The 24,606-nt window shown below is 68.4% G+C and carries 24 protein-coding genes and 1 tRNA gene; 18 read left to right on the top strand and 7 right to left on the bottom strand.

Annotation, left to right across the window (positions count from 1 at the left end):
• Positions 1–6 precede the first annotated feature (6 nt).
• From RB614_RS29900 to RB614_RS29855, 10 genes are all read left to right on the top strand, one after another.
• Positions 7–1,326: an extracellular solute-binding protein gene (locus tag RB614_RS29900; RefSeq protein WP_308716020.1), complete on the top strand. Its 1,320-nt coding sequence runs from the start codon at positions 7–9 to the stop codon at positions 1,324–1,326.
• Positions 1,323–2,450 (top strand): ABC transporter ATP-binding protein, encoded by a 1,128-nt coding sequence (locus RB614_RS29895; RefSeq protein WP_308716019.1) that lies wholly within the window; start codon positions 1,323–1,325, stop codon positions 2,448–2,450. The genes RB614_RS29900 and RB614_RS29895 overlap by 4 nt, the downstream gene beginning before the upstream one ends.
• 11 nt (positions 2,451–2,461) lie before the next feature.
• Positions 2,462–3,487 carry a phosphotriesterase family protein gene (locus RB614_RS29890; protein ID WP_308716018.1) on the top strand — a complete coding sequence of 342 codons (1,026 nt, stop codon included), beginning with the start codon at positions 2,462–2,464 and terminating at the stop codon, positions 3,485–3,487.
• Positions 3,488–3,513: 26 nt separating this feature from the next.
• Entirely contained in the window at positions 3,514–4,659 is a 1,146-nt protein-coding gene (locus tag RB614_RS29885; protein WP_308716017.1) for a trans-sulfuration enzyme family protein, read from the top strand.
• A gap of 5 nt (positions 4,660–4,664) precedes the next feature.
• The gene (locus tag RB614_RS29880; protein ID WP_308716016.1) at positions 4,665–5,699 is read left to right on the top strand and encodes a threonine ammonia-lyase; all 1,035 of its coding nucleotides are present in this window, start codon (positions 4,665–4,667) and stop codon (positions 5,697–5,699) included.
• Complete coding sequence (locus tag RB614_RS29875; RefSeq protein ID WP_308716015.1) at positions 5,677–6,681, top strand: dipeptidase; 1,005 nt, start codon at positions 5,677–5,679, stop codon at positions 6,679–6,681. The genes RB614_RS29880 and RB614_RS29875 overlap by 23 nt, the downstream gene beginning before the upstream one ends.
• 93 nt (positions 6,682–6,774) lie before the next feature.
• Entirely contained in the window at positions 6,775–7,212 is a 438-nt protein-coding gene (locus RB614_RS29870) for a RidA family protein (RefSeq protein WP_308716014.1), read from the top strand.
• A 308-nt stretch (positions 7,213–7,520) separates the two neighbouring features.
• Positions 7,521–7,718, top strand: a complete 198-nt coding sequence (locus tag RB614_RS29865; RefSeq protein ID WP_308716013.1) for a hypothetical protein — start codon at positions 7,521–7,523, stop codon at positions 7,716–7,718.
• A gap of 473 nt (positions 7,719–8,191) precedes the next feature.
• A complete protein-coding gene (locus RB614_RS29860; protein WP_308716012.1) occupies positions 8,192–8,536 on the top strand; it encodes an effector-associated constant component EACC1 in 345 nt (114 codons plus the stop codon).
• 8 nt (positions 8,537–8,544) lie between these two features.
• A complete protein-coding gene (locus RB614_RS29855) occupies positions 8,545–9,837 on the top strand; it encodes a caspase family protein (protein ID WP_428983136.1) in 1,293 nt (430 codons plus the stop codon).
• 8 nt (positions 9,838–9,845) lie between these two features.
• Here RB614_RS29855 and RB614_RS29850 read toward each other — a convergent pair whose 3' ends face one another.
• The 5 genes from RB614_RS29850 to RB614_RS29830 all read right to left on the bottom strand — a co-directional run bounded on the left by RB614_RS29850 (position 9,846) and on the right by RB614_RS29830 (position 16,314).
• Complete coding sequence (locus tag RB614_RS29850; protein WP_308716010.1) at positions 9,846–10,802, bottom strand: hypothetical protein; 957 nt, start codon at positions 10,800–10,802, stop codon at positions 9,846–9,848.
• Positions 10,803–10,809: 7 nt separating this feature from the next.
• Positions 10,810–11,772 (bottom strand): hypothetical protein, encoded by a 963-nt coding sequence (locus RB614_RS29845; protein WP_308716009.1) that lies wholly within the window; start codon positions 11,770–11,772, stop codon positions 10,810–10,812.
• A 201-nt stretch (positions 11,773–11,973) separates the two neighbouring features.
• Positions 11,974–12,047, bottom strand: a tRNA-Met gene (locus tag RB614_RS29840).
• Positions 12,048–12,129: 82 nt separating this feature from the next.
• Positions 12,130–15,141, bottom strand: a complete 3,012-nt coding sequence (locus RB614_RS29835; protein WP_308716008.1) for a UPF0182 family membrane protein — start codon at positions 15,139–15,141, stop codon at positions 12,130–12,132.
• Positions 15,142–15,297: 156 nt separating this feature from the next.
• Positions 15,298–16,314 (bottom strand): YlbL family protein, encoded by a 1,017-nt coding sequence (locus tag RB614_RS29830; protein ID WP_308716007.1) that lies wholly within the window; start codon positions 16,312–16,314, stop codon positions 15,298–15,300.
• A gap of 85 nt (positions 16,315–16,399) precedes the next feature.
• On the opposite strand from RB614_RS29830, the gene RB614_RS29825 reads away from it, so the two are divergent.
• Positions 16,400–17,611: a zinc-dependent metalloprotease gene (locus RB614_RS29825; protein ID WP_308716006.1), complete on the top strand. Its 1,212-nt coding sequence runs from the start codon at positions 16,400–16,402 to the stop codon at positions 17,609–17,611.
• Positions 17,612–17,839: 228 nt separating this feature from the next.
• On the opposite strand, the gene RB614_RS29820 is transcribed toward RB614_RS29825, so the two are convergent.
• Positions 17,840–18,436, bottom strand: a complete 597-nt coding sequence (locus tag RB614_RS29820; protein ID WP_308716005.1) for a hypothetical protein — start codon at positions 18,434–18,436, stop codon at positions 17,840–17,842.
• Positions 18,437–18,476: 40 nt separating this feature from the next.
• Here RB614_RS29820 and RB614_RS29815 point away from each other — a divergent pair, with 40 nt between their 5' ends.
• The 6 genes from RB614_RS29815 (at position 18,477) to RB614_RS29790 (ending at position 22,301) form a co-directional block, all read left to right on the top strand.
• Positions 18,477–18,890 carry an HIT family protein gene (locus RB614_RS29815; protein WP_308716004.1) on the top strand — a complete coding sequence of 138 codons (414 nt, stop codon included), beginning with the start codon at positions 18,477–18,479 and terminating at the stop codon, positions 18,888–18,890.
• A gap of 198 nt (positions 18,891–19,088) precedes the next feature.
• Positions 19,089–19,751, top strand: a complete 663-nt coding sequence (msrA, locus tag RB614_RS29810) for a peptide-methionine (S)-S-oxide reductase MsrA (RefSeq protein ID WP_308716003.1) — start codon at positions 19,089–19,091, stop codon at positions 19,749–19,751.
• Between the two features lie 191 nt (positions 19,752–19,942).
• A complete protein-coding gene (locus RB614_RS29805; protein ID WP_308716002.1) occupies positions 19,943–20,173 on the top strand; it encodes a hypothetical protein in 231 nt (76 codons plus the stop codon).
• The gene (locus RB614_RS29800) at positions 20,163–20,474 is read left to right on the top strand and encodes a type II toxin-antitoxin system PemK/MazF family toxin (protein ID WP_308716001.1); all 312 of its coding nucleotides are present in this window, start codon (positions 20,163–20,165) and stop codon (positions 20,472–20,474) included. Before RB614_RS29805 ends, RB614_RS29800 begins: the two co-directional genes overlap by 11 nt.
• Before the next feature lie 382 nt (positions 20,475–20,856).
• The gene (locus RB614_RS29795) at positions 20,857–21,834 is read left to right on the top strand and encodes a ribonuclease Z (protein WP_308716000.1); all 978 of its coding nucleotides are present in this window, start codon (positions 20,857–20,859) and stop codon (positions 21,832–21,834) included.
• Complete coding sequence (locus tag RB614_RS29790) at positions 21,795–22,301, top strand: GNAT family N-acetyltransferase (RefSeq protein ID WP_308715999.1); 507 nt, start codon at positions 21,795–21,797, stop codon at positions 22,299–22,301. Before RB614_RS29795 ends, RB614_RS29790 begins: the two co-directional genes overlap by 40 nt.
• Here RB614_RS29790 and RB614_RS29785 read toward each other — a convergent pair.
• On the bottom strand, positions 22,298–22,915 hold the full coding sequence (locus RB614_RS29785; RefSeq protein ID WP_308715998.1) for a gamma carbonic anhydrase family protein: 618 nt from the start codon (positions 22,913–22,915) through the stop codon (positions 22,298–22,300). The two genes, RB614_RS29790 and RB614_RS29785, sit on opposite strands and share 4 nt — an antisense overlap.
• A gap of 742 nt (positions 22,916–23,657) precedes the next feature.
• Here RB614_RS29785 and RB614_RS29780 point away from each other — a divergent pair.
• The gene (locus RB614_RS29780; protein ID WP_308715997.1) at positions 23,658–24,602 is read left to right on the top strand and encodes a S1C family serine protease; all 945 of its coding nucleotides are present in this window, start codon (positions 23,658–23,660) and stop codon (positions 24,600–24,602) included.
• Positions 24,603–24,606: the final 4 nt, after the last annotated feature.

Raw genomic sequence — 24,606 nt, 5'->3', positions numbered from 1 at the left:
GCTCCCATGCCACACGTAGAACGGTCGCGGACCCGACGTGCCGCAGCATTTGTCGTCATCGCGGGCCTCGTAGCCACTATCGCAGCATGCGGTAAAGGCACACAAGACTCAGGCGCCACCGGATCCGGCCCCGCGACACCCAGCAAGGAGCTCTCGCTCCTGTTTCCGGTCAGCAACCCGGGTCTCAAGGAAACCCTCGCGGCGGTCCTGGGCCAGGACTTCACCGCTCGGACCGGGATCACCGTGGATGTCCAGACAGGGGCGAACAGCTACAGCGAGGTCGACCAGCGGCTGTTCGCCGATATCGCCACCGGGCGTCCGCCTGACATGGCCATCGTGTCGTACTCGTCGGTCAAGACCTACGCCGACAGCGGTGTCGCCAAGCCGCTTGACACGGCATTGGCAAACGCACAGTTCCCGACCGACCACATCTACGACCAGTTCCTCGCACTCGGCCAGCACGAGGGCAAGACCGTCGCCGTCCCGCAGAGCATCACGCTGCTCAATCTGTGGTACAACGCCGATGCCTTCCGCAGGGCGGGTCTCGACCCTGACAAGCCCCCGACGACCTACGAGCAGCTCCGATCGGCGTCGGAGAAGATCGTGAAATCGGGCGCCGCCAAAGTGGGTGTGGCCTGGCGCTCCGCCGACTCCACCGCGTCGTGGCCGTTCCAGAACTTCGTCGCGTCCTACGGGGGCTCGCTCGCGACCCCAGATGGCGCGCCCGATTTCCAGAACGCCAACGCCCTCTCCGCACTGACCTACTGGTCCGATATGCAGAAGGACGGCCTGGCCGTCGGCAGCACCGGCGCGGTCGTGGAGCAGCAATTTCTGAGCGGCGAGGCCGCGATGACCGCGAACACGAGCTCCTACCTGCCGATCCTGTCCAAGGGCGCCAAGTTCGACCTGCGGCTCTCGGCTCTGCCCGGTGCGACCGCTCAGGCGCCGCGGCTGATCCCGCAGGGCGGATTCATGATCTCGACCAATCCGGACCCGCACAAGCTCGCGGCCGCCGTCGAGGTGATGAAGGTGCTGGCCAGCGGACCCGGACAGGTCGAACAGGCCCGCCTCAGCGGCTACCTGCCGGTCAACGAGTCCGAGGCGCAGAGCGGTGAGCTGGCCACGGTTCTGGCCACCGATCCCCGCCGCCAGGTGACCCTCGACTGGCCTCAGTACGTCACGCCAATGCAGCAACTGCGTGGGCGCAACGCCCAGGAGGCCTGGTCCAAGCTCGACCTCGCCGTCGGTCAGGCGATCGCCGGCAAGTCCAGTCCAGCTGACGCCCTACGCGAAGCGCAAACCCAAGCCGCGAGAGTGATCAAGTGACGCCGCGGCCGACCATCGTGACCGCGATGCCCCCACCCGGCTCACCCGACCAGCACGCGACGCGCGACCAACCGGTCGGCGCCACCGTCGCATGCGTCAAGCTCCGCAAGGTCTTTCCCGACGGGACGGTCGCGCTCAACGACCTCGACCTGCACGTCGACGCTGGCCGGATCGCCGTGCTGCTCGGCCCCTCTGGCTGCGGCAAGACGACACTCCTGCGCGCGATGGCGGGACTCACGGTGCCGACCAGCGGCGGCACGACCGTGGCCGGTCGACCTGTCCAGGCCGGCCACCGCGCGTCGCCCAACGTCGCGATGGTGTTCCAGAACTACGCCCTCTATCCGAACAAGACCGGATTCCAAAACATCGAGTTTCCGTTGCGAATGGCCCGAGTCCCGCGCGCCGAGCGAGCCGCGAGGGTCAACGAGATCGCCCGGATCCTGCATATCGAGAAACTGCTGAGCCGCCACATGCACGAGCTGTCCGGCGGACAACGACAGCGAATCGGCATCGGTCGCGCCCTCGTACGAAACCCCAGCCTCGTCCTCATGGACGAGCCGCTGTCCAATCTCGACGCGGACCTTAGAGTCCAGATGCGGAGTGAGATCAAGACACTACAACGCCTGCTGGGGATGACCCTGGTCTTCGTGACACACGACCAGTCGGACGCACTCGCCCTCGCTGACGACCTCGTCGTGATGAAGGACGGGCAGATCGAGCAGCTCGGCAGCCCGGACGAGGTCTACGACAGACCAGCCTCGACCTTCGTGGCCGGCTTCCTCGGCGGCATGAACATCGTCGGCATCGGCTCGCTCCCGGCCACGGCGACGTCAGGAATCAGCCGCCTCGACCCGTCCAGAGTCACACAAGTCGGCATACGCGCCGAGGACTTCAAGCCCGGACCAGGCACGCCCCAGGACCTCACCTTCGAAGGCACGGTCCTGCTGACCGAGCTGCTGGGCCGCGAACGCCTCATCCATCTCGAAGTCGGCGACACGAAGCTTCGCGTACGCGTCCGGGCGGACGTGCCCGTCCACGACGGCCGATTCACCGGACACATTTCCCTGAACGATGTCCACGCCTTCGACAGCGCCGGGCAGCGGACAACTCTCAACACCACGTGAGCATGGCATCCATGACTGAAAAAACGCCCAACCCAGGCATCGTAACGGCAATGACCGTGAGCGGACCGATCGAACCGACACGTCTCGGTCTGACCCTTATGCACGAGCACATCTACGCGAGCACGCTGGTAACCAACCGGATGACTGGCCTGCTCATCGACGCGGAACTCATGACAACCGAGGTCGCACGCTACCGGGCAGCCGGTGGCGGGACCATAGTCGAGCTTTCCTGCGGCGAGCTCGCTGTGGGCGGCTCACCCGATCCAACCGGCAGATTCCACGGGGTGCCGGACTCCGGCTACTCCGAACACGGCACACGACCGGTCAACAACGTCCTGGCGCTGCGTGCACTCTCGGAAGCGACCGGCGTCCACCTGGTCCTGGGTACCGGGCACTATCGGCAGCCGTATTACGACGACAACTACTTCGACCGGCACACCGTCGACCAGATCGCCGACCGCATGGTCCTCGACCTCACCGAAGGATTCCCGGGAACCGACGTCAGGGCGGGAATCATCGGCGAGATCGGCGCGGACACCTGGCACCTCACCGCGATGGAGGAGCGCTCGTTTCGTGCCGCCGCAAGAGCCTCCCTGCGCACCGGCGCGGCCATCAGTACCCACGCCTGCCGATTTCCCGTCGGCATCGACCAACTCGACATCCTCGAGGCCGAAGGCGTGGCGCCCGATCGGGTCGTCATCGGACACTGCGACACCGTATTCCTTCCCGAATACCACCTCGCGATCGCACGCCGTGGCGCCTATGTCCAGTTCGACAATATCCGGGCTGGCCACGAATTCGACCTGAATCGTCGTGCCGACTGGATCGTCCGACTGGTCCGGGAAGGCCACATCGACCAGATCTGCCTCTCACACGACATCGTCCGAAACGAGCACCTCAGCACTTACGGCGGGGGTGGATACACATACCTCACTGATTCGTTCATTCCGCGACTTCTCGCTGCCGGCCTGACCGAAGACGACGTCCATCGAATCACGATATCCAATCCACAGCGGGTGCTCTCCATAGCGGCCTGAGTCAACCCGACACCGAAAGGCGCAGCGTGCAAGCCAAGGAACCCCAAAGTCTCGCCACCACCGTCGCTCAGTGGGACGGGCACCGCGACCACGACTACGGCTCCGTGGTGAACCCGATCTACCTGACCACCACCTACGATCAGTCGCGGCAGCCCGCCGACGGGGCGCGGCCGTTCGACTACTCCCGCACGTCCAACCCCAACCGGGTCGACCTGGAAGACATCCTCGGCCGCCTCGAAGGTGGTATGGCCTGCTTGTACTCCAGTGGCATGGCGGCTGTGCACGCGGCTTTCCAAGCGGTGTGTACGAACGCCTCGCATGTCGTGCTGCCCCACGATGCCTACTCGGGCACCCTGCGGCTCGTCCTCGAAGAGCTCGCGCGTTTCGGGGTCACGCACTCGCTCATCGACATGAGCGATGTCGCCTTGGTCGAGCGCGAGGTCACCAACGCGACCACCTTGATCTGGGTGGAACACCCGACCAACCCTGGCCTGCGATCGGTCGACGTCCGCAGCATCGCGGGCATCAAGAAGGGCGCCGTGCTCGCTGTCGACAACACCATCGCGACCCCCGTCTATCAACGACCGCTTGAACTCGGTGCGGACCTCGTCGTCCACTCGACGTCGAAATACCTCTCGGGCCACTCCGACGTCATCGGCGGGTGCGTCGTCACATCCAGTTCCGAACTGAACGCAAGGCTCCACGTCATCCAGAACTCGTTCGGCTCGGTGCCAAGTCCGGTCGACTGCTTCCTCACCGGCCGCGGGCTGAAGACACTCCACCTGCGGATGTCCGCGCACACCAGGTCCGCAGCCGCCGTCACCGCCTTCCTCGAATCGGTAGAAGGTATCTCCGACGTGAACTGGCCGGGCTTCAGCGGCATGGTCAGCTTCCGCTGCCCTTCCGCCGACGCGCTGGCGGATGCGCTGACGTTGTTTCGGTCGGCCACCTCCCTCGGCGGCGTCGAGTCGCTGGTCAAGGTTCCCTGGTCGATGAGCGGAAACATGATGGGTGCCGCGTTCAAGGCATACCCGGCAGACACCGTCCGCCTCTCCTGCGGAATCGAGGATCCCGACGACCTCGTCCGCGACCTCGATCGCGCGTTCAACCTGATCGGCCTCACCAAACGGCATCGCACCGCGGCCCGCCCGACACCGGAGGCACACAGTTGACCACCATGGACATCGAGTCGATCAGAACAGCCGCCTCGATCATCGAGGGCGTCGCGGCACGCACGCCGATGCTGTCGAAAACAGGGCTGGACGAGATCGTCGGCACTGAACTGTACGTGAAGTGCGAAAACTTGCAGCACGGCGGATCGTTCAAACTCCGCGGTGCGTACACCCAGATGGCGAGGTTAACCGAAGCGGAGCGCCGGAAGGGTGTGGTCACCTACTCATCCGGCAACCACGGAATCGGCGTAGCACTGGCCGGCCACCTACTCGGCATCGATGTAGTTGTATTCCTTCCGGATGACGTCTCGCCGACCAAGCGCCAGGGGATCGAAAGTCTCGGCGCGACGATAGTGGAATATGACCCAAGGACCCGGGATCGTGACGAGCTCCTGCTGGAACCCGCGGCGGTGGGGCGCACACCGGTGCCTCCCTACGACAACGCCAACGCCATCGCGGGACAAGGCACCGTCGGGCTGGAGATCGCGACCCAGGCGGCCGATGCCGACGTCGTACTCGTCCCGGTCGGTGGCGGCGGCCTCATAGCGGGCATCGCTGTCGCCGTCAAAGCCATGCTGCCCGGCGTGACAGTGATCGGAGTCGAGCCCGCCGGCGCAGATGACACCCGCCAATCCCGGAGCTCCGGCAAACGGGTGCGGATCAACCACCCGACCACCGTCGTCGACAGCCTCCGCACGCCGACTCCAGGTCGACTGACCTTCCCCATCGTTCAAAATCTCGTCGACGACATCGTCACCGTAGAAGACTCCACTGTGCTGAGCGCGATGACCGACCTGTTCAACGTCTGCCACATCGTCGCCGAACCCGGCGGCGCGGTAGGTCTGGCCGCGATCCAGGAAGGCAAGATCGACACCGCGGGTAAGAAAGTCTGCACTGTCGTGAGCGGCGGCAACATCTCGGCGAGATCGTTCATGGAGGTCATTCACCACGGAGCTGGCCAAACACCAGCCGTAAGCGCTGCGCCCGCTGACGGCGCCAAGCGGGAGGAGGCGAGGAATGAGCGCGATCTCGTTCTTTGACGGGCACAACGACATTCTCAGCCTGACGGCATCGCGACCGAACGGCTGGCAGATGTTCGGCACCAGCGACAGCTCATTTCCGATCAATCTCCGCGACGGCTTGTCGTTCGGTTATGCCGGCGGCTTTTTCGCGAGCTATCAGCGCTCGGAACCCGGCGTCGCACTGGACCAAGCGCCAGCCCGGCAAGGCGCGATCGCCATGATGTCAGACCTGATCCGCATCGAGGCACACTCCAACGGAGCGCTTGAGATCGTCCGGAGCACCGATGATCTTCGGCGTTGCGTGCAAACGGGCACCATAGCGGCCATTCAGCATCTCGAAGGCGCGGAAGCCGTAGATCCGGACCTCCATACCCTCGACCTGTTTTACGAGCTCGGGCTACGGTCCATCGGCCCGCTGTGGAGCCGGCCGAACGCGTTCGGATACGGCGTCCAAACAGAACCGCCGAACTCCGTCAAGGCAGGCCGGCTTGGCCTGACAGCGTCGGGGCTCAACCTCGTCAGAGCCTGCAATAGACTCGGCATCATGATCGATGTCTCCCACATGAACGAAGACGGATTCTGGGATGTCGCCCGGACCTCGGACAGTCCCGTCGTGGCCACACACTCCAACGCACAGGCGATAGCGCCGGTTGCCCGCAACCTCACCGACTCCCAACTCGACGCGATACGCGACAGCGATGGACTCGTCGGTGTCAGCTTCTACGCCGGCATGCTCCGCCCAGACGGACGCGCTGACCCGAACACACCCCTAGACATCGCCGTCAAACACATCGAGCACATCGCGGAGCGCCTCGGTCTGCGTCACGTCGGCCTAGGCACGGACTTCGGCACCGCCACATGCTCCAGCGAGATACACGAAGTCTCGCAAGTCCCGACTCTGTTCGAAACCCTACGCGCCCGTGGATGGTCCGAACCCGACTTGTCGGCGCTCGGCATCGACAACTGGATCCGTATCCTCGATCTAACCTGGCGAAAATAGGTACGCTCTCGATCCGCCTGTCAGACCCCGATTTCCTGAGAGATGCTATCTGTAACAGCCGTTCGAGCCGACATCGAAACGCACAGGAGACTGATGACTCACGAAGTGATCAAAGCAGACGGGATGCCTAGACCGGCCGGCCACTATTCACCGGCAGTGAGAGTCGGAAACACCCTCTTCGTGTCCGCCCAAAATGGCATCGACCCAGCGAGCGGCACCGTCCCGGACGGCGGATTCGAGGCCGAGTGCCGACAGGCCTTTGCAAACATCGAAAGCGTGTTGAAAGCGTCGAACTCCAGCCTCGCCTGCGTCGTAAAAGCCACCGTGCTATATACCGACATTGTCGACCTTCCGATCATCAATAAGGTCTTTGCAACGATCTTCCCCACCGATCCCCCCGCCCGAACCGCCGCGATCGTCGGATTGCCTGGCGGCCGGCGAATCTCCATCGAAACTGTGGCGGTCGTTCCCTCATTGCAGGAACGCGTGGGCGACCATAACGAGAGTTACGTGCCTATACCGGCGTCGTAGAGGCTGATCTGGTAGTGGTCCAGCCCAACCTCGTTCTTTGAGGTCTGGAAGCGCCTCAATCGAAGCGGGTCGCCGACCGGACCGAGGAGGTCAAGACCAGGCACGCCGCCGTCCTGGCCCGCTACCGCTGGAACATCCTGCAGGGCGGCTTCGACGCCGGCCAGTTCTGGGTCTACGGCCCGGACTCCGAGGCCGGCACGATCCTCGCGGCGGCGGGCGTCCAGTTCGCGACGGCGAGCGCGAAGACCGCGGGGGACACCATCACCAAGGTCTCGTACGAGCAGATCGAGATCCTCGCCGACGCCGACGTGATCGGCTTCTACGCCGGCTACGACGGCAAGCCCAACAACCAAGGCCCGCAGCTGTTTGCCCAGAAGGGCTTCACCCGCCTCGCCGCGGTCCAGGCGTCGCGCCTGGTGCCCATCCCCGACTTCCTGCCGGGCGGCTACGGCGCGCTCGCGGTCCTCGACGAGTTGGAGGCCGGCCTGACCAAACTGGCGGCCTGACGCATGCTGCGCGCCGGTGATTGCCCGCCTGCCGTAATGCGGGTCGGCAGGCGGCACGTGATGGTAGGGCGCCCGGCCGCCGGGTGCGGTGTGACGTCGGCGTCCACATCGGACACCTCGCGGAGCAGGCCGGAGTGGTCTGCGGATCGAGGGGACCATCGCCGGCAAGTCTTGGTCCTCGGGGTGCGTCAGCGGATGGACGAGCCGATGCTGATGCCCCCGTCGATGTCGAGGACGACGCCGGTGACGACCGGCGGTCTCCCTTCACTTGCTCACGCTGAGTCATCAGGAGAGCCCGACCAGCGCTCAGATCGCGGCAGAACAGCGCACTGCATCCTCTATATGAGCGAGTCCATAGACCGTTGACGTCGATGGTGGCTACCCGATCGTGGCGGAAAAGTGACCGTGACTCTGCCGCTGATCAGCTGCTAGCGTCAATTACCGTGATAAATGGGCACCCGGGCGACCTCTTGGTGACGGTCGACGGTGGACTCGACGAGGTGCTGTCGCTGCAGCGGTGGCTCAGTGGACAGGACGACTTCGCCGGGCGGACGCGGTTGTTGCGGCCTGGGCCTGGGCCGGGGCGGATGGGGGCGGTGCTCGATACGATCGCGGTTGCGGCGGGCGGTGGCGGCACGGTGACCGCACTGGTCGGCGCGTTGTCGGTGTGGATGCGTAACCGAGGCGCGAAGGTCACCGCGACCGTCAAGAAGGGCAACCGGTGCGTCACGATCTCAGCGGACCGGGTCCGGGCGGCGGAGATGACCCAGTTGCGGGAGATGGTCGCGGAGTTCTCCCGCGCTCTGGACGAGGGCTGAGTCGGCCCATGGCGACAAGGCATCTGCGACTCGCCGACCCGGACCAGTCGCGGGTGATACTTGTGGGCACCGCGAAATACAGGTTCGGGTTGCCGGACATCCCGCCGGTGGCGGGCAATGTGGACGGTCTGGCCCGGGTCTTCCGCGATCCCGGTCTGGGCGGACTCGGCGGGGATACCTGCCACACGCTCGTCGACCCCGCCAAGGATCTCGCGATCCGGCAGATCGCCGTGTGGTGCCGGGAGCCCGAAGACGTCCTCGTCGTGTACTTCTCCGGTCACGGGCTGATCGGTGAGGACGGCGAGTTGCTGCTCGCCTGTGCGGACACCGACCCGGACATGGCCGAGTACACTGCGTTGCCGATCAGCCTGCTGCGCAAGGCGATCCAAGCCAGTCCCGCGCGGATCAGAGTGCTCATCCTCGACTGCTGCTACTCGGGACGCGCGATCCGGGCTCTGGGCAACGCCGAAGCTGACCTGCTGGGCCAGGTGGAGCTGTCGGGCACCTACACCCTCGCCTCCGCGCCCGGCGACCTTCAGGCGCTGTTCGACGAGGGCGAGCGCTACACCGTCTTCACCGGCAAACTGATCGATACCCTTCGCAAGGGTATCACCGGCGAGGCTTCCCTGTTGTCGGTGGACGCCGTGTACCGGCACCTGCGCCGCGAATTGCGCGGCAGCAACCTGCCGGAGCCCAAGCAGGTGCACAGCGACACGGCCAGCGACCTCGCGTTGGTGCACAACGCGGCCTACGTGGGCGCCACCCCGGTCTCGCGGAGCACGGGTCCGCAAGGCAATCCGTTCCGGCACGTCGACCTGCTGGTACGGCGGGCCGGTGAGGACGCCCGGGACCGGCTCGTGCTTCGCAACGAAGCCCGGGACGGCGCCTGGCCGGCATTGGCGCGGCTGCGCATGGCGGCCGAGCTCGACCGCCTTGGCGAGACCAGCACCGCCGTGGAGACGCTCCGCACCCTCGGCGTCGATGGCGACGTGCACCAGGCGCTGAGGGAGATGCGCGCGTTCGGTTCGCTGGTCGAGGGGGACCGGCTCTGGGAGGCGGAGCTCGTCGACTCCTGGGAGGTGGGCACCGCGGACGACCCGGATGTCCTATGGGGACTAATGATGGCGATCTGGCTGTCCGCCAGTGGGTTGCCGGTGCACAAGCAGACTGCCGCCGTCGGCGAGCTCGTTCGGCATGGACACGACGACCAGGCACGTAGTGTCCTCAATGGAATGCTGCGCAAGCGGGGCCTGCCGAGGACCGACCGCAAGGTGATCCAGAGCGCGCTGAAGGAACTCTGACCGGTCCGTCAGTCGCGTTTCTCCGCAACCCCTGGCAGCAGACGGTAGACGGGGTCGTCCAGCGCCAGGTTTCGCACCGCTGCGGAAGCCGGAGCTGTCATCGTGTTGCGGCGCTGGCGAAGGGCCTCACGCCGGACGAGGCGCATCGCGTTCGACATGACCAGCGCGACGTACCCGGCGGCGAACCAAGTCATCGCCGTGACCCACTCTGGGTTGCCGCCCGCGGCGTGAGCGATCCAGGGCACGGCGGCGCCCATGAACACCAGCAGGAAGCTGCCGACCATCGCGGAGCGCACGCCGATCCGGGTCTGTGACATCTCGGTCGCGTACGCCGCGGCGAACCCGCGGTGGCGCCACATCAACGCGATCGTCTGACCGATCGTAACCACGGTGTTCGCGAGCGCCGCGGTCGCCGTCGCGACCAGCCCCGCGGCCCAGCTCGGCATCGGCTGGAGCCACAACGCGCCGAGTCCAACCGTGACCAGCACCGCCCATACCATCCCGGTCAGCCACAGGCGATGGACAGCCGCGGCAACTTCCCGCTCCTCCCGGCGGAGGACGTGCCGCACGAGCGGGATGTGCGCGCCTACGCCGGCCGCCACGACAGCGAGGACCATCGCGCACTGGATCATCATGGGGCGGTACTGGCCGACGTCGCTGCGCAGCACCACACCGGTGACCCCCGCCGCGCCGGCGAACGCGACGGCGGCCCGCAACCGGTCGGCGCTGCGCACGCTCGTCACGGTCGCTATCGTCGCGAACGCCACCACCGTCGCGGCCGACTTCAGCAGCGCGGGCCGCATGTCCGGCGGCATCCAAGGGTCATAGGACTCCCATAGCAGCCCGCCCGTCACAAGAGCCAGAACCAGTCCGGCCGGCTGGACGGCATCGCCGCGGAACATGGCGCCCCAGAAGAGCCACGCCGCCACCACAAAGGTGCCGGTCTCGATCACGTTGATGTCCACGGCTCGCTCACGACCTCTCGGCGATGCCGGGTAGCAGGCGGTACACCGGCTCCGAGCGCGCGAGTCCCCGCAGCGCCGACGCGACCCGCGGGCTCGCCGGCGCTTCGGGGTGGAATTTGTGGTAAGCGGCGCGGTCCAGCACCCTCACCAGGGTCTGGCCGCCCGCGATGATGCAAGCCACGCCCCCGACCAGGAGGGCGATCACCACCGGCGCGGGTGGCTGGACAACCTCCGGAAGGGCCAGCGCGACGCACACCAGCGTCAACGCTCCGGCGGCCGCAGCGACGCACACGAGCAGGTCGACGGTGGTGGCCCGCCGCGTGCGCGACGACCGTACGGCCCAGGCCCGCGCATATGGGCCGTTGCGGACCAGGATGACCGTAAAGATCGCAAGCTGTACCGCGGTCGCGAAGCAGACGATGGAGAGAAACAACGAGCCGAGTGCCAGCCAGAGCCACGGTGTCGTGCCACCGACGGCGTTTGCCAGGATCCCCGCCAGCGCGATCAGCATGCACGAGCGCCACAACCGCCGGATCGGGATGTGCGTCCCGTCGGCCGCCCTCCGCGAAAGCCAGACCGACCCGACGATGTCCGCCGCGATCAGCACCAGGATCGTCATCGACGCCTCCACGACGACTCGCGTGAACGGGGAGAGTTCGGCAAACAGCAAAATCCCGAATGAGACCGCGGCGAAGACCCCCGCCGTGAACACGCTGGCGTAGCCGTGAATGATGAAGCGGCGCATGCCGAACGGAATGGCGACCACCGCCGCCACGGCCACGGTCCCGAACTGATACGTCAGCAGCTCCGCCTGATCGGCGGGCATCCACCGGACCATCTCCTGAAGAGCAAGTCCCCCGCCGGCAAGAACCAGACACGCACCGCCGACAAGGGCCGCCCGATATCCGGTCCACCCGACAAAGGCGAGCAGCGTCAGCACCAAGAGCACGCCGAGCGACGCCTCAAACATAGACAGCAATCGTATACCGCGCGGCGGCGATGTCGAGATCTCGCGACCATCTCCCAGCAGACAGGCGTCCCGAGATGGGCCTCGCACAGTGTCGCCTGCGGACAGCGGATGACGTCCAGTTTCACGGTCCAATGACGGTCCAAACGATCAAAGGCCGCCTCCCCGAATCGGGAAGACGGCCCTTGACCTGCAACTCCTTTGTAGCGGGGACAGGATTTGAACCTGCGACCTCTGGGTTATGAGCCCAGCGAGCTACCGAGCTGCTCCACCCCGCGTCGGCTCACCAACATTAGCGCACCCGCCGCCGTACCTGCAAAACGGGGCGCCGCCGCGTGGCGGGCGCGGGGTTTTCGCAGCTCAGCCGCCCCCTGCGGTGGGTGAGGGCGACGCGGGTGCCGGGGTCCCGGTGGCCGACGGGGCCGGCGTGGGGCCGGCGGCCGGGCTGTTGGCGGCGTTCAGGGCGGCCTGGAACTCGGCCATCGCGTCGTCGAAGGCCTTCAGCGCCCTCCCCTCGCGCTCCCAGTCGCCGGCGGCCCGTGCGGCCTTGACCTCGGCCCAGGCGGACTCGACCTTGTCGGCCGCGGCCGCGAGCTCCGGTGTCAGCTGCTGGCCGGTGCCGGCGGGTGGCTGCTGGGGTGGCTGCTCCCCGCCCTGCTGCGATGGGGGTGTCCCCTGCTTGCCCTGGTCGACCAGCTCCTTGATGCCCTCCTGGAGGGAGTTGGCGAGCACGACGTACGAGCCGCCGTCGCCGTAGGACATCAGGACCTTCTGCAGCACGGGGTACGCGTTTTCCTGGTTGCTCTTCACGTACACCGGTTCGACGTACAGCATGCCGCCGCCGAAGGGTAGGGACAGCAGGTTGCCGTACAGGACTTGGGCCTGGTTGGACGAGAGCAGGTTGAGGTCCTGTCTGATCTGTGCGTTGGTGTTGGTCATCCGTTGATGGACCTGCACCGGACCCTGTACGGCGGTCTGGTCGGGCAGTTCCCAGACCTGGAGCTGGGGTTTGCCGTCCACATAGGAGCCGGAGATGATCGCGGCCAGGTTTTGCCGGCCCAGCGGGGTGACCGCGGAGGTCAGCTGGAAGCGCGGCTGGTCCTGCTCGGGAAACTGGGTGAGCAGGTAGTACGGCGGCTGCTTCACGCCGGTGTCCGGCGCGTCCGGCGTGTTGGGCACCTCCCAGAAGTCCGAGCCGTTGAAGAACTCGCCCGGGTCGGTCACGTGGAAGCGGGCCAGCAGGTTGCGCTGCACCTTGAAGAGGTCGGCCGGGTAGCGGAAGTGCGCGGCCAGCTCCGGCGGGATCTCCGACTTCGGCGTGACGAGGTCGCCGCCGAAGGCCTTGTTCCAGGCCTTGAGCACCGGGTCGGTGTCGTCGAACTCGTACAGCTGCACCGTGCCGTCGTACGCGTCCACAGTGGCCTTGACGGAGTTGCGGATGTAGTTCACGTTTTCCCGGGCGAGCTGGAACGTGCCCACGTTCGTCAGCTCGTCGGTCGTCTCCGACTGGAGGTTGACCCGCTGGGAGTACGGGTAGGTGCCGGCCGTCGTGTAGCCGTCGAGGATCCACACGATGCGGCCGTTGACCATCGCCGGGTAGGGGTCGCCGTCCATGGTGAGGAACGGCGCCACCTTCTCCACGCGGTCGCGCGGGTTGCGCACGTACAGCAGCTTGCTGTTGTCGTTGACCGCGTCGGAGAGCAGGAAGTTGGACTCCCGCTCCTTGATGCCGTAGAGCAGCCGCCGCATGAACGAGCCGATCTCGACGCCGCCCTCACCCGTGTACGTGTAGTTGATGCCCTGGTCGCCGGTGGCGCCGGTCGGGCGGTCGTACTCGACGTTGCGCTCGGGATCGGTCTGCCCCACGATCGCGTAGTCGGCGCCCTGCGAGCCACCGCCGACCCGCTCGCCGTAGTAGATGCGCGGCTGCTCGACGGCGATCTGCTCGGTCGGCGAGGCGCACTGGTCGGGGATGTCGTCCTCGCCGAGGAAGCCGGAGACGAAGTACGGCTGGCCGCCGCAGACCACCTGGTTGGCCGGGGCGCCGACCAGCCCGAACCCGTGCGTGTACACGGTGTGGCGGTTGAGCCAGTTGCCCTGCTGGGCGGTGAGGCGGCTGTAGTTGATCTCGCGGACGCCGACCACGTAGTCCTGGGTCTTGCCGTTGATCGTGTACCGGTCGATGTCGAGCTTTTGCCCGAAGTCGTAGAAGCCGCGGACCTGCTGCAGCTGCGTGTACGACTGGGAGACGAGCTCGGGGTCGAGCAGCCGGATGTTGGGCACGACGGAGGTGTCGGTGGCCAGCGACTGCGGCGGAGTCAGGTTGGTGGCGGTGTACGCGTTCATGTCGGTGTCTTTGAGTCCGAACGCATCTCGCGTGGCATTGATGCTTCGCTCGATGTAGTCCCGCTCCTTGTCCCGCACGCTGGGGTTGACCTCGAAGGTCTGCACCGCCCACGGGTAGATGCCACCGATCGCCACCGCGGAGATGGCGAGCAGGGCGAGCGACACGCCGGGCCACACGAGGTTACGCATGACCGCGTTGGAGAACACGATGATCGCGATCGCGACGACCACCGAGATGTACGCGAGGATCTCCTTGGCCGGCAGCAGCGCGTTGATGTCGGCGTAGCCCGCGCCGTAGAGGTTGGGCGGGTCCTGCTCGAGCAGGAGCGCGCGCCGGTCCAGGACGTACGCGATGGCTTTGAGCAGCACGAACACCGCGACCAGCGTGGTCAGGTGGGCCCGCGCGGCGGCCGTCATGCGGTCGCCGATGCCCTGCAGCCGCACGCCGCCGAAGATGTAGTGGACGGCCAGCGCGCCGAGCACCGAGAGCACGACCGCGGTGAAGCCGACGCCGAGCAGGTAGCGCCAGAACGGGTACTCGAAGACGTAGAAGCCGACGTCGATCTTGAACTCGGGGTCGGACACGCCGAACGGCGTCGAGTTGCGGAAGAGCAGCCAGTCGCGCCACCGGCTCTGCCCGGAGAGCCCGGCGAAGAGGCCGATGATCACGGAGAGTATCGCGATCCAGGTGCCGATGCGGGGGCTGAGCACCATCCGGTAGCGCTCGAGCGTCGCCTGCTCGGCCGAGTGGGGGCGCAGCAGCGGGCGCAGCCGGTACGCCAGATAGAGGTTGCCGCCGACCACCACCGCCATGGCCAGGCCGATGGCGAAGAAGAGCAGGATCCGGGTGGTGAGGACCCCGGTGTAGACCTCGGTGTAGTCGACCTCGTCGAACCACAGCCAGTCGGTCCAGACCTCGACCGCCCAGCCCATCAAGGTGAAGAGCAGGAAGACTCCGATGAGGACGCCGACAGTGACGCGGCCCCGCCGGCTCATTCTCGGCAGAGGACTGCTACGCATGACCACGGTATGCTCCGCACGCTTGATGTCTGATCCGCTCCGATCAGGCACCTACAGTACGGGGTGTTCCTGAAGGTCACTCTCCCTAGGGCCCGGTGTCAAAATCCTCGTCGGGCCGCGCGGGCCCAGACGTCAGGCCGCGCCGGTCCCTGACCCCGAAAGTCAGCAGAGCGGCGGCTGGCCGCCGTCACTGAGCGTTTCGAGGGCCGCGAGCGCCTCGTCGAGCGTGCCCACCTTGATCAGCGGAAGCCCGGGGCGCGCGTTGTCTTTGGCCTCGGCGCAGTTGTCGGCCGGGGTCAGGAAGTACACCGCCCCGGCCTCCTTGGCGCCGACGAGCTTCTGGGCGATACCGCCGATCGGGCCGACGTTGCCGTCGTCGTCGATGGTGCCGGTACCCGCGATGATCTTGCCGCCGGTGAGGTCGTCGGCATCGATCTTGTCGATGATGCCCAGCGCGAACATCAGCCCGGCGCTCGGCCCGCCGATCTCGCCCAGATCGATCTTCAGCTCGAACGGGTGGGGCTGCTTCGGCTCGATCTCCACGCCGATCCGGGGCGGCTCGCCGTCGGCGGCACGAGTAGTGATCTTGGCGGTGGCGGTCTTGCCGGCCCGGGTGTACTCGATCGTCAGCGCCGTCCCGGCCGGCTTGGCCCGGACCAGCTCGGTGAGCTTGGGCGCGCTCGTCACCGCCTGGCCGTCGACCTTGGTGACCACGTCGCCCGGCTTGAGGATGCCGTCGGAGGGCGCACCCGCGGTCACGTTCTTGATCGTCACCTGTACCGGATAGCCCAGCTCGCGCAGCGCGGCGGTCTCCGCGCTGCTCTGCGACGCCTTGAAGTCTTCCGCGTTGCGCTCCTCGACCTGCTGCTCGGTCTGGTCCGGCGGGTAGATGAGCTCGCGCGGGACGACCGCCTCCTCGTCGCTGAACCATCCCGCGATCGCGGAGAGCAGCTTGACGTCCGGCTGCACGCCAACGGTGGTGAGTCGCAGCTGCCCGGTCGAGGTGGTGGTCTGGGTCCCGTTGATCTGGATGACCTCTTTGCCGTCCTCTTTACCCAGCGTGTCGACGGTGGGACCGGGACCGAGCACCACGTACGGGATCGGGGCGGCCAGCACCCCTACGCTCAGCAACGCGGTGATCAGCGCGCCGAGGAGGACCGTGACACCGCGACGTCTCATGCGCGAAGCGTACATACCCCGGTTTCACCCTGAGCTGACAGCGCGGGCAGGGCGCGGGCACAGGGCCGGGCGTACCGTTGGTGACGTGCCTGATATCCCGTTCGGCTTCGCTCTCCCGGGCGCCCAGCCACCCGATCCCAACGATCCGCAGCAGATGCAGCAGTTCATGGCTCAGCTGCAGCAGCTGCTCGCGTCGCCGGGCAGCGGCCCGGTCAACTGGGACCTCGCCCGCCAGGTCGCGGTGAGCCAGCTCGGCGCGGCCGATCCAGCGGTCAACATATACGAGCGCAACGAGGTCGACGAGGCCCTCCGCCTGGCCGACCTGTGGCTCGAGCCGGCCGCCGCGCTCCCCTCGGGCATCCGCACCTCGGTCGCCTGGACGCGCAACGAGTGGATCTACAACACGCTCGACGTGTGGCGCAAGCTCTGCGACCCGGTCGCCGGCCGCATGGTCGCCGCGATGGGCGACCTGGTCCCGCCGGAGGCGCGCGCGCAGCTCGGCCCGATGCAGTCGATGGTCACCACGCTCGGTGGCGCGCTCTTCGGGGGCCAGCTCGGGCAGGCGCTCGGCTCGCTCGCCGCCGAGGTGCTCTCCGCCGGCGACATCGGACTCCCCCTGGGACCGGCCGGCACGGCCGCGCTCGTCCCCACCAACATCAAGGAGTACGGCGAGGGCCTCGAGCTCCCCCTCGACGAGGTGCGCCTCTACGTGGCGCTGCGCGAGGCGGCCCACCAGCGGCTCTTCCAGCACGTGCCGTGGCTGCGCGGGCATGTCCTGACCGCCGTCGAGACGTACGCGGCGGGCATCACCGTCAACCGCGAGGCCATCGAAGAGGCGATGGGCCGCATCGACCCCACCAACCCGGAGTCGATGCAGGCGATCGCGCTCGAAGGCATCTTCACGCCCGAAGACAGCCCGGCGCAAAAGGCCGCGCTGGCCCGGCTGGAGACCGCGCTCGCGCTGGTCGAGGGGTGGGTGTGCCACGTCGTCGACCAGGCCGCCGGAGACCGCCTCCCCAACGTCGCCCGCCTCGGCGAGGCGTTCCGCCGCCGGCGCGCGGCGGGCGGCCCGGCGGAGCAGACCTTCGCCGCGCTGGTCGGCCTGGAGCTGCGCCCGCGCCGGCTCCGCGAGGCCGCGGCGCTGTGGGCGGCGCTCACCGAGCACCGCGGCACGGCCGGCCGCGACGCCCTCTGGGGCCACCCCGACCTGCTGCCGTCGGAGGAAGACTTCGCCGACCCGCAGACGTTCGCCCGCTCCCAGCTCGACCTCGGCGACCTGGGCGACCTGGGCCTGTAGACGACCAGTTCCAAGACAAAGATCCTGAGCTACCGCGACGTCCGTCGTGGTCCAGACCGTTGCTCCCGCCGCCTCACCCTCCGCGTTTGTGACTCAACCCCGGGCCCGCCCTTCGGGCGTCGCCCTCTTTCCGTGCCACCGAAGTAGACAGTGTCGGGGACTTGCCCACTGGAAGGCGGTCTCAGTGGGCAAGGTCCCCGACATTGCCCACTCATCCGCCGGGAAGGGTCAGGCGGAGAGCAGCGCTCGCGTGGTCTCCCAGCCCTCCACGGCCGGGTCGAGCGTGGCCAGGTCGGCGGGGCCGCGCAGGCGCCGCCAGCCCGGGCTCGACCCCACGTCCGGCGGCTGAGGGGCCGCCGACCGCACCGCCGGGATCGACCCGCCGTCCAGGTCGAAGGTGGGCAGCCAGTCCGGCGCCGGCAGCCGCGAGGCCACCCCGAGCAGTCCCGGCCCCGGGTCGGCCGGCGCCACCGCGATCGGCCGGGTGGTGAGCGGGCGCAGCAGCTTGCCCACCAGCAGCCCGGGCAGGTCCGGCGCGTCGCCGGCGACCGCGGCCGCCTGGTCGTACCCGTCCTTGGCGGCCGCCGCGAAGACCGCGCCGGCGGAGAGGTCGGGCACCTCGTACACCGGCATGGAAGGCCATGCCACCGACTCGGCCAGGCTGCGGTCGGCGCTGAGCGCGGCGATGGCCGGCTCCACCTCGTTGAGCGTGGCCAGCAGATCGACGACGTCTTCGGCGAGCGCCGCGCGCCACGCCGCCAGGTCGACGCCGGGCGGGCTCCAGGCCACCGGCCCCAGCACCGCGATCACCACTCGCCTCGTCACGCCCACCAGGCTAGTCGGACCGTTGGCCTACTCTGCCGGGGTGGCTGACTGCTTGTTTTGTGGCATCGTTTCCGGTTCGGTGCCCGGTTTCGTGGTGGCGGACGAGCCGGCGGGGTTCGCCTTCCTCGACACCAGGCCGGTGTTCAAGGGGCACACGCTCGTCGTTCCCCGCCAGCACCTGGTGGTGCTCGCCGACCTCCCCGCCGACCAGCTCGCCCCCTACTTCGGCCTGGTGCAGCGCGTCTCCGTGGCGGTCGAGGAGGGTCTGGGCGCGGGTGGCACGTTCGTGGCGCTAAACAACAAGGTGTCGCAGTCCGTCGCCCACCTGCACGTTCATGTGGTGCCCCGGACCAAGGGCGACGGCCTGCGCGGCTTCTTCTGGCCGCGCACCAAGTACGCGTCGGACGACGAGGCCCGCGAGTACGCCGGGAAGATCTCCGCCGCTCTCTCCTGACCTCCCGCTACCCCCGCTCTCCCGCTTCGCCCCGGGATGATCTCCCGCTACGCGACCGGGCCGCTCTCCGCCATGCCCGGCGCTGCCCGCGGCACGCGGGGCCGCCCGCGGCAGGCCCGGCGCCGCCTGCGGCACGCCCGGCGCGGGTAAGGGTTGGCGGGCTCCCGGTGTTGCAGACAGCGGAGAAAGGAGCATGCAGTGTTTCTGCGGCGCATGAAGCTTGAGGTGCCCACCCCCGGCCAGGCCCTGCCCGGTCGCTCGATCGAGATGCCGGTGGCCGACCGCCACACGGTCCTCGGCACCCCGCTGCGCGGCCCCTGGCCGGCCGGCGCCGAGGTCGCGGTCTTCGGGATGGGCTGTTTCTGGGGCGCCGAGCGCCTGTTCTGGCGCCTGCCGGGTGTGATCTCCACCTCGGTCGGCTACGCCGGCGGCTATACCCCGAACCCCACGTACGAGGAGGTCTGCTCCGGCATGACCGGCCACGCCGAGGTGGTCCAGGTGGTGTACGACCCCAGCAAGATCGGGTACGAGCAGCTGCTCAAGGTCTTCTGGGAGAACCACGACCCGACCCAGGGCATGCGGCAGGGCAACGACGTGGGCACCCAGTACCGCTCGACCATCTACACCACGACCGACGAGCAGCGCGTGGTGGCCGAGGCGTCAAAGGAGGCCTTCGCCCCGGTGGTAAAGCGCAGCGGTCGCGGTGACATCACCACGGAGATCGCCCCGCTGGGCGACTACTACTACGCCGAGGACTACCACCAGCAGTACCTGTCGGACGTCAAGAACCCGAACGGCTACTGCAACCACGGCCCGAACGGCATGACCTGCCCCATCGGCGTGGCAAAGACCGAAGGCTAGGCTCCGGCCTGGGGCGTAACCAGGTCGAACGCAGAAGTTGGTCCGAGGTGTCCTCACTCATACCGAGTCCGTGAGGACACCTCGGAGTGCTTACCGTCAGACGATATGTGCCCGAGAGGGTGCGTTGTCCCGCGACCACGTCAACGCGAGAACGGTGGCCGCGTGACACATCTCGTATTACACTTTGTCACATGTCCACGATCACCTTCCGCGCCGACGAGGATGTCGACCGAGCCCTGGCCGACCTCACATCTGGCGACCGAGACCGCTCCCAGGTCATTCGCGAGGCGATCCTCGCTGCCTGGCGAGCCCGCCGCGCCGAGCAGGTTCGCGCCGAAGCCGAGGCCATCGCCAACGACCCAGACGACGTAGCCGAAGCCCGCGCGGTGCTCTCTGATATGGAGTCCCTCCGTGCGTGGTGACGTGTACGAGCTGAAGGCTCCACGCGACGCACGCGGACACGAGCAGCGCGGCAACCGATACGCCGTGGTCGTCCAGTCCGACCTCCTGCCGCTCTCAACCTGGCTCGTCGCGCCAACATCGACGAGCGCGCGACCGGCGAGCTTCCGCCCTCAGATCGAGATCGAGGGCAAGTCGACCTGCGTCCTCGCGGAGCAGACCGCCGCTATCCAGCCGGAGCGCCTTGGCCGGCTCGTGGGTCACCTATCCCTCCGTGAGATGTTGACCGTGGACAATGCGCTCCGCACCGTTCTGCAGCTCTGATCTCAAGCGCAGGTAATCCTGCCGCTGTCGAGCACCTCAGCCGCAGTGGCGCGGCCCCGCCCGGCGGGCGGCCCGTGTGGCGAAATAGGCGTTGCCGATCAACCGGCCCGGTGGATAGCGTTGCGGTACACGGGAAGGGAGGTGGTCCGGCTTTGTGTAGCAATAGGACTCGTGAGGTGGCTGTCCGCTAGCCGCTGTCCTTGACACAGCACGTCGTCGAGACCGTGTGGCAGCGGTGCGGCGAATTCAAGTCAGCCACCCGACCCCCGGGGTGCCGGCCCAGTCCAGCCGGCCCGTGCGCGAGCGCGCTCGGAAGCCCCGGGGGTCGCTGTATCTCGTGGCAAAGGTCTCATGGCAAAGACGGCCGGAGGACGGAGGACGCGTGCGCGAGCTTGTCGTCCTCGGCACCGCCAGCCAGGTGCCCACCCGCCACCGCAACCACAACGGATACCTCCTGCGCTGGGACGGCGAAGGCATCCTCTTCGACCCCGGCGAGGGGACCCAGCGCCAGATGCTCCGGGCCGGCGTCGCGGCCTCGGACGTCACGCGGATCTGCGTGACCCACTTCCACGGCGACCACAGCCTCGGCCTGCCCGGCGTCGTCCAGCGCATCTCACTCGACCGGGTGCCGCATCCGGTGACCGCGCACTTCCCCGCGGGCGGCGCGCACTTCTTCGCCCGGCTGCGGCACGCGACCAGCTTCTACGACGTCGCCGACATCCGCGAGGCGCCGATCACCGGCGACGGCCCGATCGCGCGGAGCGCCCCGAGTGGGGCGAGTCTCGAAGCCCGCCGCCTCCACCACTCCGTCGAGACCTACGGGTACCGGCTCACCGAGCCCGACGGGCGGCGGATGCTGCCGGAGCGGCTGGCGGCGTTCGGCATCGCGGGCCCGGACGTCGCAGCGCTGATCCGGGACGGTCACCTCGACCGAAACGGGCGGCGCGTGCGCCTCGACGAGGTGAGCGCGGCGCGGCCGGGGCAGAAGTTCGCCTTCGTCATGGACACCGGGCTCTGCGACAACGTGTTCGCGCTGGCCGAGGGGGTCGACCTGCTCGTCATCGAGGCCACCTTCCTGTCCGAGGACGCGGCGATGGCCGCGCAGGTCGGCCACCTCACCGCGGCTCAGGCCGCGCGCGTGGCCACCGACTCCCGGGTACGGCGGCTCGTGCTCACCCACTTCTCGCAGCGCTACGACGACCCGGGGCGGTTCGCGGCCGAGGCGCGCGAGCACTTCGACGGCGACCTGGTGATCGCGGAGGACCTCATGAGGGTGCCGGTGCCGCCGCGAAGCCAGCCGCAAGCGATAGCCTCGAAGCAATGGCCTTCACGATCCGGCCCGCGGGTGAGGGGGACCTGACCGCCGTCGGGGCCTTGCACTACCGTTCACGGGCCGCCACGTACTCCGGCTTCGTCCCCACCGACGCGCTCGAGGCGGTGCCCGCGTCCAGCATGGTCGACTACTGGACCGAGCGCTGGCGCTACGAGCGCGACACCCACCAGCTGACCGTGGCCACCGAGGAGGGCGGCGAGGTCGTCGGCTTCACCTACCTGGGGCCGGACGAGGAGCCGCACACCGGCATCCTGCACGCGATCCACGTCTCCCCGGACCTGCTGGGGCGAGGCGTGGGCGCCGCCCTGATGGCCGACGCGCTCGAAAAGCTGGCCGCGGCCGGGTGGCGCCATGCGGTGCTCTGGGTGCTCGCCGACAACGCCCACGCCCGCGGCTTCTACGAGCGTGGCGGCTGGGCGCCGGACGGCGTACGGCGCGACGACTTCATCGGCCGCGCGCTGGTCCACCAGGTGCGGTACGCCCGGCCGCTCTAGAGCATCTCGTCCGCGGCGTGCGCGCCGAACTCCGCCACCCGTACCTCGGTGATCCGCTCGTAGCGGGCGATCCGGTCGGTCCACTCCGCCTGCACGCCGAACGCGGCCGCCGCGAAGTTGACGTCGCGTACCGCGGCGGTCAGTTCCTCCGGGCGGTCGGAGCCGATCACCCGGACGGGATCGCCCACGGCGACCGTCATCGGGGGCACGAAGTATTCGGCCGGCAGCACCGTGCGGGCGTGCACCAGCGCGCCGACCGCGACCACGGCGCCGGGCTCCAGCCGGGCGGCCTGGAGGACGGTGATGCCGGTGGCCAGGTACGCGCAGCGGCCGACCTGGCAGCCCAACAGCGTCGCGTGGGGTGAGACGAAGACGTGGTCGCCGAGGATCACCGGATGGGGTGGGTCGGCGACGGCGGTGGCGCGGAGCACCGCGTTCTCGGCGATCACGCAGGCCTCGCCGATCTCGATGTGCGCACCCTCGGCGTCGAGCGTGGCGCCGTACATGATGCGTGCCCGCGGTCCGACGCGGACGTCGCCCACGAGAGTCGCGTTCGGCGCGACGTAGGCGGTGGGGTCGACGGTGGGCTGGGCGCCGCGATGTCTGATCAGCATGCCCACACTGTGCCCAGGGAGAGGGCCGGGCAAAGAGCCGAGGGCAATCGGCTGGGCGAGGGTACGTAACCGATGTATGCGGGGGAACCGGTGATCACGTACCCTCGCCCGCCGTACCCAACCCAAACCGGGGGAAACGCCTGGCCGGAGGCGCTGGACCGACGGAGGCTTGCCGGTCTCCAAGCTTGGGTGGGTCTTTGCGGGGCGCCGGGGTGCTGGCGGGGCACCGTCGGCGTCGACCGCGGGTTATGAGGTCTGTGCGATGTCGCCGTTCAGTCGAAGGGGCCGCGGTTGGTGGGACCCCACCGGCCCGGCCCGCCCAGGTCGTCGCGCCAGCTCGGCAGTGCGCGCAGCCCGTTCAGGTCGTGCCGTGCCGTCCACGCCTCACGCCATGGCCGGCGGGATGCCGCCTCGGCGCGTTGGGCGAGTCGCCTGGGTGGACACGGCCACTGCGAGCCGCACCAGACGCACTTGCTGTCGTGGTCGGGTTGTGCGTGCCGCCCGATTATGGTTTGCGCGTCCCGCCAGAGCAGGCGATCAACCACGTCGGTCGGCTCCGTGTGGTCAGTGCTGACCATTTCCGTCCGTCCCCCCTTTCGGGAGCCACGCTTAGTCAACGTGGTCGGCAAGGGTCCTGATCGGACAGCTTGTGCGACACGGCCAGCTTGCACCCTTTGGGGGCGTTCGCTGAGAGCGGATGCCGTCCAGGCATGGCTCGCCCGCCGCCGGCGTTTCCAGACTCATGAGTACCGAACGTGAAGCCGAGCGGGCGGCGCTCGACGCGTACTCGCAGGTCGTCACCGGTGTGGCGGAGCGAGTGCTGCCGAGCGTGGCCGCCCTGGCCGTGCGCACCGCACGCGGTGGTGGCGCCGGATCGGCGGTCACCTTCACCGATGACGGATTCCTTCTCACCAGCGCACACGTGGTCGCCGGCGCGACCGGCGGCACCGCGACCTTCGGCGACGGCCTGGAGACGCGGTTCGACGTGGTGGGCGCCGACCCCCTCTCCGACCTCGCCGTCCTCCGGGCGCACGCGACCGGCGCGCCCCCGGCCGAGCTCGGCGACGCCGACGGGCTGCGGATCGGGCAGCTCGTCGTCGCCGTGGGCAACCCGATGGGCCTGGCCGGCTCGGTCACCGCGGGCGTGGTCTCCGGCCTCGGCCGGTCGATCCCGGCCCGTGACGGCCGCAACGTGCGGCTGATCGACGACGTGATCCAGACCGACGCCGCACTCAACCCCGGCAACTCGGGCGGCGCGCTCGCCGACTCGGCCGGCCGGGTGGTGGGCGTCAACACGGCGGTCGCCGGGTACGGCCTGGGGCTCGCCGTGCCGATCAACACGACCACCCGCCAGATCATCGGCGAGCTCGTCTCCAACCGCCGGGTACGCCGGGCCTGGCTGGGCGTGGCCGGTGCGCCGATGCCGCTCCCGCCCGCGCTGGCCGAGCGGCTCGGCCAGAAGATGGGCCTGCGCGTGGTCGAGGTCGTGCCGGGCAGCCCCGCCGGGGTCGCGGGCATCTACCTCGGTGACGTGATCCTCACCGCGGGCGGCCGACCGGTGTCGAACGTCCAGGCGCTGCTGAAGCTGATGCTCGGCCCGGCGATCGGCACCCGCCTGCCGATGACCGTGCTCCGGCGGGGCGCGCTGGTCGACGTGGTGGCGATCCCCGCCGAGCTCGGACGCTAAGCCG

Origin of the sequence: Phytohabitans maris, from assembly GCF_031085175.1 — a bacterium.
In the GTDB taxonomy this organism is placed as follows: domain Bacteria; phylum Actinomycetota; class Actinomycetes; order Mycobacteriales; family Micromonosporaceae; genus Phytohabitans; species Phytohabitans maris.
Note: the sequence above shows the minus strand (reverse complement) of the source record. Positions and strands in the feature narration are given on the sequence as shown.

Excerpts from the sequence above, each read along its gene's own strand:
- RB614_RS29900 (WP_308716020.1), top strand. The coding sequence starts at position 7 with ATGCCACACGTAGAACGGTCGCGGACCCGACGTGCCGCAGCATTTGTC.
- RB614_RS29890 (WP_308716018.1), top strand. The coding sequence starts at position 2,462 with ATGACTGAAAAAACGCCCAACCCAGGCATCGTAACGGCAATGACCGTG.
- RB614_RS29880 (WP_308716016.1), top strand. The coding sequence starts at position 4,665 with ATGGACATCGAGTCGATCAGAACAGCCGCCTCGATCATCGAGGGCGTC.
- RB614_RS29875 (WP_308716015.1), top strand. The coding sequence starts at position 5,677 with ATGAGCGCGATCTCGTTCTTTGACGGGCACAACGACATTCTCAGCCTG.
- RB614_RS29870 (WP_308716014.1), top strand. The coding sequence starts at position 6,775 with ATGACTCACGAAGTGATCAAAGCAGACGGGATGCCTAGACCGGCCGGC.
- RB614_RS29855 (WP_428983136.1), top strand. The coding sequence starts at position 8,545 with ATGGCGACAAGGCATCTGCGACTCGCCGACCCGGACCAGTCGCGGGTG.
- RB614_RS29845 (WP_308716009.1), bottom strand. The coding sequence starts at position 11,772 with ATGTTTGAGGCGTCGCTCGGCGTGCTCTTGGTGCTGACGCTGCTCGCC.
- RB614_RS29830 (WP_308716007.1), bottom strand. The coding sequence starts at position 16,314 with ATGAGACGTCGCGGTGTCACGGTCCTCCTCGGCGCGCTGATCACCGCG.
- RB614_RS29805 (WP_308716002.1), top strand. The coding sequence starts at position 19,943 with ATGTCCACGATCACCTTCCGCGCCGACGAGGATGTCGACCGAGCCCTG.
- RB614_RS29790 (WP_308715999.1), top strand. The coding sequence starts at position 21,795 with ATGGCCTTCACGATCCGGCCCGCGGGTGAGGGGGACCTGACCGCCGTC.
- RB614_RS29785 (WP_308715998.1), bottom strand. The coding sequence starts at position 22,915 with ATGCTGATCAGACATCGCGGCGCCCAGCCCACCGTCGACCCCACCGCC.
- RB614_RS29780 (WP_308715997.1), top strand. The coding sequence starts at position 23,658 with ATGAGTACCGAACGTGAAGCCGAGCGGGCGGCGCTCGACGCGTACTCG.